This is a genomic window from Tamlana sp. s12 (assembly GCF_016767215.1).
GTDB lineage: Bacteria > Bacteroidota > Bacteroidia > Flavobacteriales > Flavobacteriaceae > Pseudotamlana > Pseudotamlana agarivorans.
Genome location: NZ_CP068547.1, coordinates 349,212 through 367,611 on the forward strand (window position 1 = coordinate 349,212; position 18,400 = coordinate 367,611).

Consider the following 18,400-nt stretch of genomic DNA (forward strand, 5'->3'; position numbering starts at 1 on the left):
TTCAGTCATTTTATAGTTACATTATCCTCCTCCTGTTTCTTTTTTATTTCGATAACAACCCTACAAAAAAAGAGCCCATTTCACTTAAAATAAGTTGATTATTCAGCGGAAATAACCTCCTTTTACCCCTATTTAAGCCTCTGTAAGGCTTTTACAACTCCTACCAAACCATCCTACTAGAATAAAATATCATTACCATTACACCGAGTCTTATATACTATCTTCCAAATTAAGTTTTCCTTGATCAAATTAAAGGGCAAAACGAATCATAAATCCTATTGATTCATAGAAAACCATAGCTTTCTCCTCAAACTAAAGCGCATAAAAAAATTAAGGCAGGTTTAACCCCACCTTAATTACCATAAACTAAAACAACAAAAAAATAAATTCTTGTATGAATAAAATAAAACTACTCCTTTAAATAGAATGCCGTTTTTAACCCAGAAGCTGCATTTTCACCAATCCACACATTAAAATCTCCTGCTTCGGCAGCTTTAATCATTTTATGATTTACGAACTCTATATCTTTAGAACTTATTGAAAAACGAACCTCTTTAGATTCACCAGGTTTTAAATACACATGTTCAAAGCGTTTCAATTCTCTAACAGGTCTTGTAATACTCCCAACCACATCTTGAATATATAATTGCACCAAGTCGGTACTTGCCCTTTCACCAACATTGGTAATTCTTGCTTTGATGGTTATTTTTTCATTAAAACCAATGGTATCTTTAGAAATCGACAAGTTTTCATAACGAAACTTGGAATACCCAAGGCCGTAGCCAAAGGGATATTGTGGGGTAAAACCAACATCTAAATAATGTGAATCATTCCCTAAGGAGCTTTGCCATGCGTGAATTGGAATAGAATCCATTTCAATAAATTCTTCAGCTGATGCAGGCCTTCCGGTATTTTTATGATTGTAAAAATAAGGCAGCTGTCCAGCAGTTTTAGGCCACGATACCGGCAAACGCCCTTGAGGCTCCGCAACTCCGTAAATCATATCATAAAGCGCTTCGCCTCCCATAGTTCCAGGGTGCCATGCCATTAAAATCGCATCAGTTTTATCCATAATGTTAGACACTGAAATGGGTCTACCTGCCATAATCACTAAAACAATAGGCTTATTTAATTTTGCTAATTCGTGGATTAAAGCCTCTTGTGCACCGGGCAGATTGATGTAAGCACGACTATGAGCTTCCCCAGAAAGAATAGCCTCTTCACCCCCAAAAAACAAAATCACATCGGAAGCCTTTGCTGCCTGAATCGCTTCTTGAAACCCCTTATCTGATCGATCTCTACTGTGCGTAAAACCCGCTGCAAAATTGATATTTACCTTGGCTGCTTTAAAAGCATCAACTGGTGTGATAGTGTGTTCCTTTTCGCCATCAAAAGTCCAAGTACCTAACTGCTCATGTGGCGCATGGGCTAGCGGACCAATTAAAGCGACTTTCGTATTTTTATCCAAAGGTAAAATGCCTTCATTTTTTAATAAAACCGAGCTTTTAATAGCTGCTTTTTTTGCTTCCTGCATATGAGCTTCGGCATAATAATTTCCTGTATGGGATTTATCACGATACGGCTTTTCAAACAAGCCCAATCGGTATTTAATACGCAGAATGTTTTTAACAAAGGTATTCAGTTCTGTTTCAGAAAATTTACCTTCTTTAATAAGTTGCTTTAAATTATCTGCATAACACGTGCTATTCATCTCCATGTCCATCCCCGCATTAGCAGAAAGTTCTGCGGCATGCTTTTTATCTTTTGCAAATCCGTGAGCGATCATTTCTTCAGTAGAATCCCAATCACTCACCACAAAACCATCAAACTTTAATTCGTCACGAAGCACCTCTTTTAGTAAAAAGGCATTTCCTGAGGCCGGTATCCCGTTTATTTCATTAAAGGACGCCATTACCGTTGCCGCTCCAGCATCGATAGCGGCTTCAAAAGGAGGTAAATACACGTTACGCAGCAAAGGTTCACTAAGGTTTACGGTGTTATAATCTCTACCGCCAATAGCTGCTCCATAGGCAATATAGTGCTTAGCACAAGCCGCTATGCTAGTGGGATTACTTAAATCATCTCCTTGAAAACCTTCCACATAAGCTTTCCCTAAAAGACTAGCCAAATAAGGATCTTCTCCTGGCGATTCTGCAATACGTCCCCAACGGCTATCTCTGGCAATATCTAACATAGGAGCAAAAGTCCAACGAATGCCCATAGCTGAGGCTTCAAAAGCTGCAATTTCGGAAGATTTTTTAGCCACTTCGGTATCCCAGGAAGCCGCAATACCTAAAGGAATAGGAAAAACAGTTTTAAAGCCATGAATAACATCGCGACTAAAAATTAATGGGATTTTATTCGGACTCTCCTCTACGGCAATGCGTTGTAGCTCATCGACATAATCTAAATTAGAGATATTTAAAAAAGCCCCGATTTCTCCGTTTCGAACGGCTCTTTTTAGGTCTTCGGGTAAGGCTTTTGTCATACTCGAAGTACCTCTTAAATTGGTTTGTCCAATTTTTTCTTCTAAGGTCATTTTGGCCAACAAGTCGTTTACAAATCGATCTTCATTGTTGCTATTAATCGATGTTTTTTTTGTGTATGAAAACAAAAAGACACTTAGTATACATAAAAGAAAAACTATCTTTTTCATAAGTTTTGAGATTAGTAATTAGTGGGTTTATTAAAAAAATTAGCGCACACGCCTTTTACTCCAGGAACCACCGAAAACAAGGAACCAGCATGCGGATATTTTAGTATTTCTTCAGCAGTCATATCTACCGAAGCGGTGGTGATATATAGCACATCTAAGTTTTCACCTCCAAAAGCACATGAGGTGACATTATGAGCGGGGACTTCTATTTTTTGAATTGCTTTTCCTGTTTTAGGATTGAAGCGTATCACGCCATTACCATTCCACATCCCCACCCAAAGCATGTCTTCTTCATCGATAGTCATCCCATCGGGAAAACCAAAATCTACCGGAATTTCAACAACAACACGTTCGTTAGAAATAGTAGCAGTGGCATCGTCGTAATCATAAGCCTTAATCTGTGAAGTTGGGGTATCAATGTAATACATGGTTTTCTTGTTTGAAGTCCAAACAATACCGTTAGAAATGGTTCTATTGGTCAGCTTTTCTTCAAGTTCCCCACGACCATTTAAACAATATAAATTAGCCTTTCCAGTCTCTTGATTTAAGTGCATAGACCCAACCCAAAAACGTCCGGAAGGATCACATTTCCCGTCGTTTAATCGGCTGCCTACTAATTCGTTTTCCATGTTAACAAACCTGTTAGTGGTTCCGGAATTCAAATTCAAAATGTACACCCCATCTTCTAGCGCTACTAATGCTTCACTTTCAGACACAGGCACGACGGTTCCTATGCGCGATTTGGTTTTAAAAACGGTATTCGTTTTCGTTTTTGGATCGTAAATGTTCAAGGTCTTGTTTTCAATATCCACCCAATACAATTCTTGGGTTTTACAATTCCAAAGCGCCCCTTCACCCAATTGCGCATGGATGTTATAGACCAAATCCGCTTTAAGATTTGTATCCAAATCCTTATTTTTTTCTGTTTTACAACCAAAAACACAAAAACTAACCAACAAGTACACGAGGGGCTTCAGAATTTTCAGCATTACTTCACAGTGATTTTTAAAGTTTCCGAAATATGATTAGAAGCGTTCCCTACATAAATTTGGTAATCGCCGGTTTCAATTTCCCAATCGGATTGCTCTTCATTATAAAAAGCTAATTTTTCAACAGGAATTTCTATGGTTACCGATTTGTTTTCCCCTTCATCGAGGGACACTTTAGTAAAACCTTTCAATTCTTTTAAAGCGCGGTCTACTTTGGAATCCTTTTTACCAACATATACTTGTACCACTTCGGCACCAGCCATATTTCCTGTATTTGAAACCTCTGTTTTTATTTTAATATGATCGTTTTTCGTGTAGTTTTCCTTATCGGAAGAAATATTTTCCAGCTTGAAATTGGTATATGACAAGCCAAAACCAAAGGCGTACAATGGTTCGATATTTTTTGTATCATGCCATCGGTACCCTACTAGAATATCCTCTTTGTAATGCTGAGTCATATCTACCCCAGGATATGAGGTTTCTCCAAAGGCATGCGCCGCATTATCCTCCAACTGCTTCGGAAAGGAAAACGGCAATTTCCCGGATGGGTTGACATCACCACTAACCACGTCGGCAATGGCATGGCCCGCCATACTACCCAAATACCAAGACTCTATCAAACCCTTCACTTGATCTAACCAAGGCATGGCCACAGCATTTCCTGTTAAAAGTATAAACCCAAGGTTTTCATTCACATGACTGATATCATTAATAAGGGCTTCTTGTCCGAAAGGCAAACCGTATTGTTGTCTGTCGTCCCCTTCACTATCTTGTAAGTGACTTTTATTTAGTCCGCCCACAAACAACACCACATCTGCCATTTTTGCTATTTTGATGGCTTCCGCTTTAAGCGAATCTTGGTTTAATTTTGGTGGATGTACCACATCATATTCTGAAATCCCTGTTTCGTAGCCCATCGTATGAATCACTTTCGCTTTTTTGAAACGTGCTTTAATCCCCTCTAAAGGTGAAATTTCAAATTGAGGTTTCAATTCTGAAGACCCTCCACCGGCAGTCATTGAGCGTGTGGCATTTTCACCAATAACAGCTATGGTAAGTCCTTTTTTATCTTCTATAGGAAAGAAATTATCGTCATTTTTAAGCAATACAATTCCTTCGGTTGCCACTTTTCTAGCCACTTCGTGATGTTCCGGAGTGTTTAAACTTCCCAGAGGGCGATCATCTTTCATATTGGTTCTAAACCGTAATCTTAAAACACGTTTTACTTTATCGTTTAGAACAGCTTCTGAAATTTCACCACTTTTTAGTTTCTCTAAAAAAGGATTGGCCAGATAATAATGTTGGTAGTGATTTTCAGTTGTGGTTCCCAAACCATCGGTTCCGGTTCCCATCTCAATATCCAGTCCATTGTTCGCGGCTTCGAGTGTGCTGTGTGCAGAACTCCAATCGCTAACAACAACCCCATCAAATCCCCAATCGCGTTTTAATATTTTGTTGGTTAGCAATTCGTGATGCGTAGTGTATTGTCCTCTAAATTTATTGTAGGCTCCCATGATGGCCCAAGAATTCCCTTCCTGTACGGCGGCTTTAAAAGCTGGTAAATATATTTCATAAAGCGCTCTGTCACTCACTTCTACATTCACGACATCGCGCCAATGTTCTTGATTATTTAAAGCAAAATGCTTCACACAGGCGGCCACGCCATTTTTTTGCACCCCTTGAATATAAGGCACTACCATGGTAGATGCTAAAAAGGGATCTTCACCCAAATATTCAAAGTTCCTTCCGTTAAACGGCGTTCGGTAAATGTTTACTCCCGGACCAAGTAAGACATCTTTTTTGCGGTATCTAGCTTCTTCACCTAAATTAAAACCAAATTCACCTGCCAAATCAGGGTTAAAAGTTGCTGCCAAACAAGTTAATGCGGGAAAAGCGGTAATAGAATCATTCGTCCAACCGGCATAATCCCAAGAATCCCAACTAATTTCAGCACGAACGCCATGCGGACCATCAGACATCCATATTTCTGGAATCCCCAATCGAGCAACACCTTTAGTACTGAATTTAGATTGCGCATGACATAAATCGACCTTTTCTTCCAAAGTTAACAATGGTAAAATACTATCGATTTTAGCTTCTATGTCTTGATTAACGTTTGTTGTAGGACTCTTTTCTTTCTCTTTTTTTGAAGTACAGGAAGCTAGGAGCAGCACAATTCCTAATATCAAGAGGCATGGAAATTTCTTTTTCATAAAATAGTTAAACTTTTTAAGCCAAAATGCAGAACGCAATTTTTGAGTTGGTTTGAGAAAATAAAACTATCTAGAAATGGAAAATAACTTTAAAACAAATACAGCACCTTGTAAAACATTTGTTGCAAATGCTTGTTTTACTAGACTAGGAAGGGCTTTCGCTAAGTAGGAATAACAATTATGTGGAGAAAATCTGTTGCATGCCCCAAATTTGCAGCATGAATTTATTGAAGTTTGGGAGGGGTTATAAGGTTGAGTATTTTGTGATTCAGAATTAATTCCAAAAAATTCAGAAGCCGATCAACTCAATAATTAAAATATAAAATCTCAAGTTCAATATATTAAGAATAAAAAAAGAGGTTGAATTAATTAAACTGAGGTTACGTTTTCTAACTATTGCACTGTAAGAGTTAACGCCTCATAGGAATCAGCTTCTATGCCAATCAGGCCGGGCTTTGCTTCAGCGTCTTATAAACTTTATTGTTATCCATAACGTAAAGTTCGTGTCCGTTAACATAACCTAATTTGACATCTCTACCGAAAATGATATCTTTTTCGGAGTTGTTGGTTATTCTAACAGCAACAAGTTTGACACCTCTTTTGGTTTCTTTTTTAGCATATTTTTTATCAAGTAAATCATATTTATACTCTAAAATAATGTCTGAATCCTCATTTTTAGAAATATAATTAATGGATTTCAACTGAATCTCCTTGTAACCTGATGCACAATTTGTGAGCATGGATACAGCAAAAAACATAAAAGCAATTTTAATAATTCTCATTTTGGTTGGTTAAGTTGGTTAATCTTATTGATGCGCTATACCAAAAAGTAAGGCATAAAAAAACCGTAACAACTAAAGCTATTACGGTTAAAATTGTACTCAAGGCGGGAATCGAACCCGCACTCCGAAGAATCGGATTTTGAATCCGACGTGTCTACCAATTCCACCACTTGAGCAAATGGACTGCAAAAATATATATTTTTTCCATAATTAATCATAAAAATACCGCGCAATATGCTTTTTAGGTAAAAATAAATCCATAAATTTGCACCTCGTTAAAAACCAGGTAGCGTTTAAACACTCTAAAACAACAAGTTAACTATGCCAATTGTAATCACAGAAGCAAAAATTTTTGCATGTACCCAAAGTAAAGCTTTAGGAGAAAACATTGCTAAAGCCTTTGGAGCAGAATTAGGAAATGTTATAACGTCTACTTATAGCGATGGTGAGTTTCAACCGTCATACGAAGAGTCTATTCGTGGTACAAGGATTTTCATTATTGGTTCTACCAATCCTGGTGCCGAAAACTTAATGGAAATGTTATTAATGATTGATGCTGCAAAACGTGCATCAGCAAGACACATTACCGCTGTTTTACCTTATTTCGGTTGGGCAAGACAGGATAGAAAAGACAAACCTCGTGTGCCAATTGCAGCAAAATTAGTAGCTAAAATGTTGGAAGCTGCAGGAGCCACCCGTATTATTACTATGGATTTACACGCCGATCAAATTCAAGGGTTCTTCGAAAAACCGGTAGACCACTTATTTGCATCGACTATATTTTTACCATACTTACAAGAATTAAATTTACCAAATTTAACTATAGCATCTCCAGATATGGGAGGTTCTAAACGTGCTTATGCATACTCTAAAGCTTTATCGAGCGATGTTGTTATTTGCTACAAGCAACGTGCTAAAGCCAATGTGATTTCTCACATGGAGCTTATTGGTGATGTTACTGGTAAAAATGTTGTTTTAGTAGATGATATGGTAGATACCGCTGGAACATTAACTAAAGCAGCCGATTTAATGATGGAGCGTGGTGCATTAAGCGTAAGAGCTATTTGTACGCACCCTATTTTATCGGGACCTGCTTACGATAATATCAATAACTCAAAATTAGAAGAATTAATAGTAACCGATTCTATTCCTGTAAAGCCTTTAAGCGACAAGATTAGAGTTTTAAGCTGTGCCAATTTATTTGCTCAGGTTATGGAAAAGGTTCATAACAACCAATCTATAAGTTCAAATTTTGTAATGTAAAGGTTCTATCTCCACAAAGGAGACCTGAACACTAAAAAAGAATTTTTTAATTAATATATATAACAAATGAAATCAATTACAATCGACGGATCTCAAAGAGAAAGCGTAGGCAAAAAAGCAACAAAAGCCTTACGTAATGCTGGTCAGGTTCCTTGCGTATTATACGGAGGAGATAAACCAGTGCATTTCTCTGCACCAGAATTAGCTTTCTCTAAACTTGTATACACGCCTAATGCGCATACAGTTGTGATTAATTTAGACAACGGTGAAACTTTAAATGCTGTTTTACAAGACATTCAATTTCACCCTGTAACAGACAGAATTTTACACATCGATTTCTACCAATTATTTGAAGATAAAGAAATCGCTCTTAACATTCCTGTACAATTAGTAGGTAACTCTAGAGGTGTTAAAAACGGTGGTGTTTTAAGAAGAAACAACCGTAAATTACGTATTAAAGCACTTCCTGCTAACTTACCAGATTTTATCGAAATCGATATTACACCACTTAAAATTGGTGATAAAGTATCTGTAAGTGATCTATTAAACGATGATTACACATTCTTACACACTAACAACACTGTAGTTTGTCAAGTTAGAACATCTAGAACTGCTGTTGCAGATGTTGATGATGAGGATGAAGATGTTGAAGAAGGTGCAGAAGCAGCTGCTGAAGCAACTCAAGAATAAATTCTATTCTATAACTTATTTAAAAGCATCCTGATACATCAGGATGCTTTTTTTATTTTTACATAAAAACGTTTATGTGGCCGTTTTTAAAATACTTTATTAAGAATAATCCCCTTGTAGAAGAAACAGATCCCATGAAAAAATTTTTAATCGTAGGTTTAGGAAATATTGGTGATAAATATGAAAATACACGCCATAATATTGGCTTTAAGATTTTAGATTTCTTAGCTGATAAAGAAGCTCTAACTTTTGAAACTCAAAAACTAGGTGATATCTGCACTTATAAGTTAAAAGGAAGAACCTTTATTTTCCTGAAACCGAATACCTATATGAATTTAAGCGGAAAAGCCATTTTATATTGGTTAACAAAAGAAAAAATTCCTTTAGAAAACTTATTAGTTATTACAGACGATTTAAACTTACCCTTTGGTAGCATTCGTGTTAAAACTAAGGGTAGTGATGGCGGACACAACGGATTAAAGGACACACAAGAAAAACTAAACACCACAAAATATAACCGCTTCCGATTTGGTATAAGCGATGCTTTTTCTAAAGGGAGTCAAGTAGATTATGTTCTTGGTGAATGGACACCTGAAGAAAGCAATCAGCTAAAAGAACGCCTAGATAAATCTATGGAACTTATTAAATCTTTCGGATTAGCAGGTATTAATAATACTATGAACAGCTTTAACGGAAAATAAACCTTTAAAAGGTATTATTTCAATTTAGGAGGATTATCAATCGCCTCTCTTACAACAGGGGCTACTAACTGCTTACTGATTCCTTTGTTTTTACAGTAATTGGTATTCAACCAATCTTCCAATAATTTTGCACCCTTACTAGCATTACATGATACACAACATAGAGCGATATTATTAGCCTGATTTATTCTAATATCATTTACAATGTGTTCCCACGATTGTTTTGTTTTTCTAGAAGTATCATTTTTAGTAAAAGCTACTCCACAGTAAACACAGGATTTATCTCTCAATAAAACCAATTCTTCAACTTCTATAGGAATCCCCCATTTATTCGCCATATCTCAATTATACAATATCAAAAATTCTTTGACAACCACTTTTTTAAAACAGGAAAAGGAAAGTCTCATGAAATTTCGGTATTTCCATAGGTCTAATTAATAAACTATCTAATAACAAGTTTTTTGGTAAAGTTTTTTTCCGAATTTGAAACCGTTAAAAAATACATACCTGACTTCAACTGGTTTAAATCTAATTCATGTTCTAAATTAGTTAATCCTTCCAGTGTTTCTTGATACACCAATCTATTGTTAATATCTATCACGCGAATCTCAATGTTATTCTGAGAGGGGTTGTACATTTTTAAAATAAAGTCGCCGTAACTCGGATTAGGAAATACAACTAAACTCTCATTTTTATTAGGATTCTCAGGACTATCCAATGCCGTTTCGGTAGTATCGCATACTTCAATAAACCAGGAATTTAAGGTGCCAGCATCACCAGCTTCAAAATCACCTAATCGAATCGTCCAATCTCCTGAAATATTTTCACCATCAAATTGTGATAACAATTCAAATTGTGGCTGAAAAGACAAACCTGCTCCCGAATTGGAACAGATATAAGGTTCAGCTTCATCATCATACAGCCCTAATATATTAACCTCATCACTACAATCTTGGTGATTTTTAAGCATCACTTCTGTTCCGCTAGGACTCACTACTGAAAATTCTAAATCGCCAATATAATCGTGGGTAATATTCACACCAATATTTAAATCAGAAATGGTTTTAGAGGCTCCAATATTAATGGTATGACTTTGGGTATAAGCCTTACCGTTATCAGTAATATGTATCCCTAAATTAGACCCCGAAGCATATTGGTTACACTGGGTCTCTACTTCGTAATTTATAGTAAAATCATGGGTGTTGATGCTAAAAAACTGATGATTTGTAGGTACAATCATTACCCTGCAATACGGTGCAGGCGTATCGGGAACCACCAAGGTGTGCGACCCGCTATTTGGCACATTGGAAGCCAAAATTAGATTATAAGTCATACCTCCATCGGTAGACAATAGAATATTAACCTGTGAGGCACCACTCATATTATTGGTGTTATTCACGCGCCAAGTTATAGTTTCGGTAGTCCCTGCCGTCCATGAAACACCTTCAGTATTCTGAGAGGTTACTTCAAAAGGTCCGTAACTAGCGTCAAAAGTAACACGCATATCATCATGACTATTACTACCACCACCAACCCTTTGGTCTCTTACGGTTAATCTAAAATCGGCTGATCGAGCCACATTGGGCACTTTTTCCCATTGTGTGGCATTAAAACCAAACCTTAAATCGGAAAGATTAGGAAAGTATCTTGTATCCTCAACACTTGGCAAATACGATCGGAATAAGATACTATTAGAATCGGTAGAATTAGGATCTGGGTAGGTTGTTGCTGCATTATTTTCATCAAATTGCTCCCAGCAATAACTAAGGGTATCTCCATCGGCATCGCTGGCTGTGGCCTTTAACATGAAAGGGGTTCCAATAGGAAGCGTTAAGTCATCACCAGCATCAACAATCGGTGTGCTATTTCCAGTATCGGTTTCAGTTGCGCAGCTGGTAGCTATTACAACGCTTGTAACTTCTTGAATGGAAATCGCATGAAAATAAGGATCGCTATTACGTTGTAAATTATAGGATCCCGTAATACCTGCATAGCTCATAATAGTTGAACCTCCTCCGGGTTCCATTTGTGAATTATAGCCTTCATTACCATTATGAGACCAGGTGTGCGTGGCTCCAAATTGATGACCTACCTCATGGGCAACATAATTTATTGCAAAATTAACACCACTCGGATTCGAACTGGTAGAAAACCCTGACCCTTTATGATTTTTTGCGGCATAGGATCCGCCGTTATTACACACACAACCTAAACACCCAGCATCTCCCGTACCATTGCCATTGGCATCATTTATACCACCAAAAAGATGACCAACATCGTAATTGGCCTCTTGAATAACGCTATCTAAAGTATTTGCTAATTGCTGATTATAACTCCCTAAAGAAGTATAAGGATCGGTATTCGGATTTAAATAAACAACAGCATCGTTTCCTGCAATCAACTCCAACGACACATTAAAATCATTTTCAAAAACGGCATTGACTTGTGTTAAAGTCGCATTTATTTCGGCGTTTACCGATGCCATCGTGCCGCCATTGGCTTGAGCATACTCGCCAGTGACAGAAATAGCGATTCTATATTTACGATTAATACCATCGTTAGCATCTTTTTGAGCCGCTAATTTTGAAACTTTTCCCAAATCGCCGTCTAAATTACCACAGTTTAGAAAAACATTTTCAAGAACATTAGACTTTGAAGTCACTAATATTTCATCAAGATTATTTTTTACAGGCTGATAAACAAGCGTTTTATCATAACCAAAAACCACGGCTGAAAGTCCGTTATACGGCGACAAACTAAAACGCATACGCACATGGGGATCCTCTAAACTTTGGGCTACAAACGATTTAATTTCTGGGTATTTGGCTTGTAATTCGGGATGTAAAACTGAAGCTTCCTGAACTTGAAAACGCTCAAAAGCACCATTTTTACTAGGAAAACTCAAAATAACCCCAGACGATTTCGATGAACTCGAAACTTTTGATGTTACCGCTAAAGTTTCTGTTAAGGCTGTATAATCAAATTGATAATAAGTGCCTTTACCTTGGTTTTTAGTTAATCTACCCTTCTGTAACGATTTACTATCACCAACTTTAACAAAAAAATTAGTTTGAGCAACAGCTGAAAATGCAAACAAAAGTATTGCGGTTGTTAAAACATAATGTAGTTTTGTTTTCATAAACAATTTTTGGAGCTATATTTTAATCTCAAATATAGCAAAACTATAAGTATTAGGTTTTAATTCATTAAATGCGAAAAGTTAAAAATATAGAAACGTATCATTCTGTTGAGCCAGCAGTTGTTACTATTGGTACTTTTGACGGCGTTCATATCGGTCATCAAAAAATAATAAAACGCTTAATAACAACAGGCAAACAAGAGGGTTTAAAATCTGTTATTCTTACCTTTTTCCCGCATCCGCGGATGGTTTTACAAAAAGATGCTAACATCAAATTGATAAACACCATCGAGGAGCGTCATGATATTTTAGACGCTTTAGGCTTGGATTATTTAATCATTAAAAATTTCACCAAAGAATTTTCTCGAATTTCTGCCGAAGACTTTGTTAAAGACATTTTAGTAGATAAAATAAACGCTAAAAAGGTTATTATTGGCTACGACCACCGTTTTGGTAGAAACAGAAATGCCGACATTAATGACCTAAAAGCTTATGGTAAAACCTACGGATTTGAAGTTGAAGAAATATCGGCACAAGATATTAACGATGTTTCGGTAAGTTCAACTAAAATCAGAAAGGCTTTAGAAGAAGGCGATATTATAAAAGCCAACGCTTATTTAGGGTATCCCTTTATGCTTTCGGGTGAAGTAACCAAAGGTAAAGGCTTAGGAAAACAATTAAGCTTCCCAACAGCAAACCTTAAACTGACGGCCGATTATAAAATCATCCCCAAACAGGGCTCCTATATCGTTCGTTCATCTATAAACGGAAAAACGGTTTTTGGTATGATGAATATTGGCACCAACCCTACAGTAAACGGCAAAAAACAATCGGTTGAAGTACACTTTTTCGATTTTGACATGAACCTTTATGGTGAAACTATAAAAATTGAATTTTTACACCGCTTACGAGACGAAGAAAAATTCGATTCGGTTGAAGTTCTCACACAGCAACTCATTATAGACCGCAAAACTGCACTTGAATACATCGCCGAACACCATGCTGAATAAGTGGTTTTTTAAACATATAGACAACTCGGCTTTAATTGTTTTTCGAATAATTTTCGGAGCTCTTTGCTTTTTAGAAACCGTAGGCGCTATTTTCACTGGATGGATTAGACGTACCTTAGTCGAACCCAATTTTACTTTTAATTTTATAGGATTCGAGTGGTTACAACCACTTCCTGGCGATGGCATGTATTATTATTACGCCATTATGGGCGTTTTTGGCTTACTTATTATGGTTGGGTACAAGTACCGATTAAGCATGATTTGTTTTACACTCATGTGGACAGCGACCTACTTAATGCAAAAATCGTCGTATAACAACCACTATTATTTGCTAATCCTTATTAGCAGTCTCATGGTGTTTCTTCCTGCAAACACCTATGCCTCGGTAGATGCTAAATTAAACCCAAAACTCCAAAGCTACAGCATGCCGCAATGGTGTCGCATTGTTATTATTTTACAATTATTTATTGTTTACACCTATGCATCCATAGCGAAATTATACCCCGACTGGCTGGATGCCACGGCCATGGAAATCCTTATGTTTGGAAAGCGTAATTATATGCTTGTTGGCGAATTACTGCAACAAAAAGGCGTGCAGTATTTTTTAGCCTATGGCGGTATTTTATTTGACGGCCTTATTGTACCGCTTCTACTTTTCAAACCAACTCGAAAATATGCTTTTGCCGCTTCAATCATATTTCATCTTTTTAACTCGTTTGTATTTCAAATTGGCATTTTCCCTTATTTATCCTTGGCTTTCACCTTGTTCTTTTTTCCTTCAGAAGTCATTCAAAAAATCTTTTTAAAGAAAAAACCTCATTACGATGCCTCGGAAATCATTGTTCCTAATTACAAACCGATTTTTTTAACCATTTTCTTCATCTATTTCATCATACAGATAGGCCTACCACTTCGTCATCATTTTATTGCTAGCGATGTCCTATGGACGGAAGAAGGTCATCGTTTATCCTGGCGCATGATGCTTAGAACGAAACGTGCAAGAACCACCTATTGGATTGAAAACAAAGCCAATGGCAAACGAATAAAAGTGAATCTTCGCGACCATTTAACACGAAAGCAAGTTCGAACCGCCAGTGCTAAACCCGATGTCATTTGGCAATTTTCGCAATATCTTAAATCCCATTATAAATCTTCGGGAATGGATATTGGGGTGTATGTAGATTGCCAAGTAAGCGTGAATGGCAAAGCTTACCAAACCCTTGTTAATCCTGATATCGACATCGCCAACCAACCTTGGGAAGTCTTTAAACACAGCCCATGGCTATTACCTGTTAAGTAATCGTAAAATTCGTGAGTGCTTTCGTTTAGAATTCTTCGTAATTCCCTAAATTTGCAGCTTAAATTTTTACAACATGTTACAAGTTCCTTTTATTAGAGAAAACAAAGAATTGGTAGTTGAGCGTTTAGCAAAGAGAAATCTTAATGCGGTTCAATTGGTTGAAGATGTTATTACTTTTGATGAAGACAGACGTCGTTTACAAGCAGAATTAGACAATACCTTAGCCGAATCCAACACCCTTTCCAAAGAAATAGGAAACTTATTTAAATCTGGTCAAGCCGAAAAAGCCAACGAATTAAAGGCAAAAACAAGCTTACTAAAAGAAACATCTAAAGAACTTTCGGAATTGCTAAATGCCAAAGCCGATGCTTTAAATGAATTGTTGTACAAAATCCCAAATGTCCCAAATGAGATTGTACCTCGAGGTGTTTCTGAAGATGACAATGAGGAGGTTTTTAAAGCTGGAGAAGTACCAACTTTACATGAAGGTGCTTTACCTCATTGGGAATTAGCAAAGAAATACGATATTATTGATTTCGAATTAGGAAATAAAATTGCAGGTGCAGGTTTCCCTGTTTATAAAGGAAAAGGTGCGCGTTTACAACGTGCTTTAATTGCTTACTTTTTAGACAAAAATACGGCTGCAGGCTATACAGAATATCAGTTACCACACGTAGTAAACGAAGCTTCAGGTTTTGGAACTGGGCAATTGCCAGATAAAGAAGGGCAAATGTACCACATCACTGAAGACAACTTATATTTAATCCCAACCGCTGAAGTTCCTGGAACCAACATTTTTAGAGATGTGGTTTTAAATGAAAGCGATTTACCTATCGGAATTACTGGTTACACACCATGTTTTCGTCGTGAAGCAGGAAGCTACGGTGCCCATGTAAGAGGTTTAAACCGTTTACACCAATTTGATAAAGTTGAAATTATTCGTGTAGAACACCCAAGCAAGTCTTACGAGGCTTTAGACGGCATGGTAAATCATGTGAAATCAATTTTAGAAGATCTTAAATTACCATACCGTATTTTACGTTTATGTGGTGCCGATTTAGGATTTACCTCTGCACTAACTTACGATTTTGAATTGTTCTCTACAGCCCAGGACCGTTGGTTGGAAATATCGTCGGTATCAAACTTTGAAACTTTTCAAGCCAATCGTTTAAAACTACGTTTTAAAAACAGCGATGGTAAAAACGAATTAGCGCATACACTGAATGGAAGCTCTTTAGCTCTTCCACGTGTTCTTGCAGGTATTTTAGAAAACTGTCAAACTCCAGAAGGGATTGTTATTCCAGAAGCACTTCAATCTTATACGGGGTTTAAAATAATAAACTAAGTCGACGCTTAGCGCCAAGTAAAAGACTACGAATAAGATAGGATTTTTAACAAATTATCGATAAACCACACTCTGAAAACGTCATTCAACGATAAGTGTGTGGTTTTTTTGTGTTTTACAATAAAATTCTTCAAGTTAGCCTTGCTAACCCCTCTCAATCTTTCAAACATGAAAAACTTAATACGCCTTGGGCTATTAATTGCCCTCATTGTTTTTGCAAGTCAATTGTTGTCATCAGGTTTTGAATCCACAAAATCGATAGATAAGACAACCAAGATTGCTGGTAAGTAGTAACTGTTGTGTTTATTATTTCAAAGTTTAATAATAAAGTCTTTCTTGCACAAACAAGGGCTTAAAGACTGTCCCCAATCGAGTGTTTAATTTAATAGTAGCAATACAAATTATTTTGATTGGTAAATGCCCGAATAAAATTCGGGCATTTTTTTATCCCTACCCTACACGTTAATAGGCCTCAAAGCTTAAAAATTGCTAATTCGCATAAATACAACAAGGCACATTGCTTATCTTTACCCCATGAGAAGATTCCTAATTTTATTTCTACTGCTTAGCGCTTCATTAGTTGCGCAGGAAGATATTTTAGCTAAGGAATATTACAAAAATGGGGAATACGAAAAAGCGCTAATTGCTTATAAAAAGCTTTACGATAAGTCACCTTCAAACATCAATTACATCAATCAAATTGTTAGTGCACAACAACAATTGGAACAGTATGATGAAACCCATGCTTTTTTAGAAGGCATCATGAAACGGGTGCATTATCCTGCCTTTTTGGTTGAAATGGGTTATAATTATCAGCTTAAAAAGGATCAAAACACGGCTGAATCGTATTATCAAAAGGCGCTATTGGCTTTAGACAATCAGCCTACCCAAGTATTTGCCATAGCGCGTGCATTTCAAACCCATTCGCTTTTGGATGAAGCTGCTCAGGCTTATGAAAAAGCCATGACCTTAAACCCAAACTTTAATTTTAGCGTACAATTGGCTCAAATTTATGGCGAGCAAGGTTTACTCGACAAAATGTTCACCAGTTATATCGATTATGCTGAAAACAACCCTTCTGCAGTAAGCGACATCAAACGCGCCATCAATGATTTTATTAGTGAGGATGCTTCAAATGAAAACAACATCCTATTCAAAAAAATCTTGTTAAAAAAAATGCAGCAAGACCCAAAAACACTTTGGAACTCCCTGCTAAGCTGGTTGTTTATTCAGCAAAAGGAATACAACAAGGCTTTTATTCAAGAGAAGGCGATTTATAATAGAGATCAACAAAGTCTTTATCGCATTTTTGAACTGGCTAAAATTGCTGCAAACGACGAAGATAGTGACATCGCCAAAGATATTTACCAATATATTATTGACACCTCAACAAGCAACGACACCAAATTAGATGCACATTTTAACCTGCTAGAGTTAGAGGTGAAAAATAGTAAAAAAGGCGACTATGATCGTATAAAATCTGATTACCAAACGCTTTTATCGGAATACCCTAATAATGATAGAACTCTGGATTTACAAATTTCGTACGCCAATTTTCTAGCCTTTTACCTTAACGAAACTGATGAAGCCGTTAGTTTCTTAGAAGATGTTTTAAAAGCACCCTTATCAAAATTAGAACAAGCACAAGTTAAACTTAAGTTGGGTGATGTATTGGTGCTTCAGGAAAAATTCAACAAGGCCTTAATTTATTATTCACAAATTCAGCGTAATTTAAAAAACAGTACCATATCGCAAGAAGCGCGTTTTAAAGTGGCAAAAGCCAGTTATTACAAAGGTGATTTTAAATGGGCCGAATCTCAACTGAAAATATTAAAATCTTCAACCTCGCAACTCACCGCCAACGATGCCTTAGATTTAAAACTTCTTATTAGTGATAATAAATATGAAGATTCCCTTCAAACAGCTTTAAAAATCTATGCTAAAGCCGATTTATTGGCTTATCAAAACAGAAATGACGAAGCCATTTCCTTATTAAATAATATTTTAGAAGCGCATAAAACCGAACCTATCGTAGCCCAAGCTTTATACAAACAAGCCCAATTGTTTGAAATAGAAGAACAATACGACAAAGCACAGCATAATTACGAAGCTATTATTACAAATTACAGAGATGGTTTGTTAATTGACGACGCTTATTTTCATCTAGCAAAAATTTATGAAAATCAGCTTAACCAGCCCGAGAAAGCCAAAGCATTATACGAAAAAATCATTTTTAATCATGCCGATAGTATTTTTTTCGTAGAATCCAGAAAACGATTTAGAGCTTTACGCGGCGATGCGATTAACTAGTT

Annotated in this window: 13 protein-coding genes and 1 tRNA gene; 7 read left to right on the forward strand and 7 right to left on the reverse strand. The window is 36.6% G+C overall.

From position 1 onward, the window contains the following. Window positions 1-409: 409 nt before the first annotated feature. From JJL45_RS01480 to JJL45_RS01500, 5 genes are all read right to left on the reverse strand, one after another. Window positions 410-2,656 carry a glycoside hydrolase family 3 N-terminal domain-containing protein gene (locus JJL45_RS01480; protein WP_082935831.1) on the reverse strand — a complete coding sequence of 749 codons (2,247 nt, stop codon included), beginning with the start codon at window positions 2,654-2,656 and terminating at the stop codon, window positions 410-412. An 11-nt stretch (window positions 2,657-2,667) separates the two neighbouring features. Beyond that, the gene (locus JJL45_RS01485) at window positions 2,668-3,564 is read right to left on the reverse strand and encodes an SMP-30/gluconolactonase/LRE family protein (protein WP_068601744.1); all 897 of its coding nucleotides are present in this window, start codon (window positions 3,562-3,564) and stop codon (window positions 2,668-2,670) included. 80 nt (window positions 3,565-3,644) lie between these two features. Continuing rightward, the gene (locus JJL45_RS01490; RefSeq protein WP_068601182.1) at window positions 3,645-5,858 is read right to left on the reverse strand and encodes a beta-glucosidase family protein; all 2,214 of its coding nucleotides are present in this window, start codon (window positions 5,856-5,858) and stop codon (window positions 3,645-3,647) included. Window positions 5,859-6,301: 443 nt separating this feature from the next. Continuing rightward, window positions 6,302-6,640: a hypothetical protein gene (locus JJL45_RS01495; RefSeq protein WP_068601180.1), complete on the reverse strand. Its 339-nt coding sequence runs from the start codon at window positions 6,638-6,640 to the stop codon at window positions 6,302-6,304. A 96-nt stretch (window positions 6,641-6,736) separates the two neighbouring features. Continuing rightward, a tRNA-Leu gene (locus JJL45_RS01500) sits at window positions 6,737-6,816 on the reverse strand. A gap of 145 nt (window positions 6,817-6,961) precedes the next feature. On the opposite strand from JJL45_RS01500, the gene JJL45_RS01505 reads away from it, so the two are divergent. The 3 genes from JJL45_RS01505 (at window position 6,962) to pth (ending at window position 9,294) form a co-directional block, all read left to right on the forward strand. Further along, entirely contained in the window at window positions 6,962-7,903 is a 942-nt protein-coding gene (locus tag JJL45_RS01505) for a ribose-phosphate pyrophosphokinase (protein WP_067145000.1), read from the forward strand. Between the two features lie 66 nt (window positions 7,904-7,969). After that, window positions 7,970-8,593, forward strand: a complete 624-nt coding sequence (locus tag JJL45_RS01510; protein ID WP_068601177.1) for a 50S ribosomal protein L25/general stress protein Ctc — start codon at window positions 7,970-7,972, stop codon at window positions 8,591-8,593. 74 nt (window positions 8,594-8,667) lie between these two features. Further along, window positions 8,668-9,294, forward strand: coding sequence for an aminoacyl-tRNA hydrolase (gene pth / locus JJL45_RS01515; RefSeq protein ID WP_068601176.1), 627 nt, complete (start codon window positions 8,668-8,670; stop codon window positions 9,292-9,294). A gap of 14 nt (window positions 9,295-9,308) precedes the next feature. On the opposite strand, the gene JJL45_RS01520 is transcribed toward pth, so the two are convergent. Both JJL45_RS01520 and JJL45_RS01525 read right to left on the reverse strand, forming a co-directional pair. Further along, complete coding sequence (locus tag JJL45_RS01520; protein WP_068601174.1) at window positions 9,309-9,632, reverse strand: HNH endonuclease; 324 nt, start codon at window positions 9,630-9,632, stop codon at window positions 9,309-9,311. 104 nt (window positions 9,633-9,736) lie between these two features. Then, window positions 9,737-12,433, reverse strand: coding sequence for a reprolysin-like metallopeptidase (locus JJL45_RS01525; RefSeq protein ID WP_068601171.1), 2,697 nt, complete (start codon window positions 12,431-12,433; stop codon window positions 9,737-9,739). A 71-nt stretch (window positions 12,434-12,504) separates the two neighbouring features. Between JJL45_RS01525 and JJL45_RS01530 the strand changes: the two genes are divergently transcribed. From JJL45_RS01530 to JJL45_RS01545, 4 genes are all read left to right on the forward strand, one after another. Next, window positions 12,505-13,443, forward strand: a complete 939-nt coding sequence (locus JJL45_RS01530) for a bifunctional riboflavin kinase/FAD synthetase (protein ID WP_068601169.1) — start codon at window positions 12,505-12,507, stop codon at window positions 13,441-13,443. Then, on the forward strand, window positions 13,433-14,743 hold the full coding sequence (locus JJL45_RS01535; protein WP_068601167.1) for an HTTM domain-containing protein: 1,311 nt from the start codon (window positions 13,433-13,435) through the stop codon (window positions 14,741-14,743). Before JJL45_RS01530 ends, JJL45_RS01535 begins: the two co-directional genes overlap by 11 nt. Window positions 14,744-14,816: 73 nt before the next feature. After that, the gene (gene serS / locus JJL45_RS01540; RefSeq protein WP_068601165.1) at window positions 14,817-16,088 is read left to right on the forward strand and encodes a serine--tRNA ligase; all 1,272 of its coding nucleotides are present in this window, start codon (window positions 14,817-14,819) and stop codon (window positions 16,086-16,088) included. Between the two features lie 534 nt (window positions 16,089-16,622). Beyond that, complete coding sequence (locus JJL45_RS01545) at window positions 16,623-18,398, forward strand: tetratricopeptide repeat protein (protein WP_068601163.1); 1,776 nt, start codon at window positions 16,623-16,625, stop codon at window positions 18,396-18,398. Window positions 18,399-18,400: the final 2 nt, after the last annotated feature.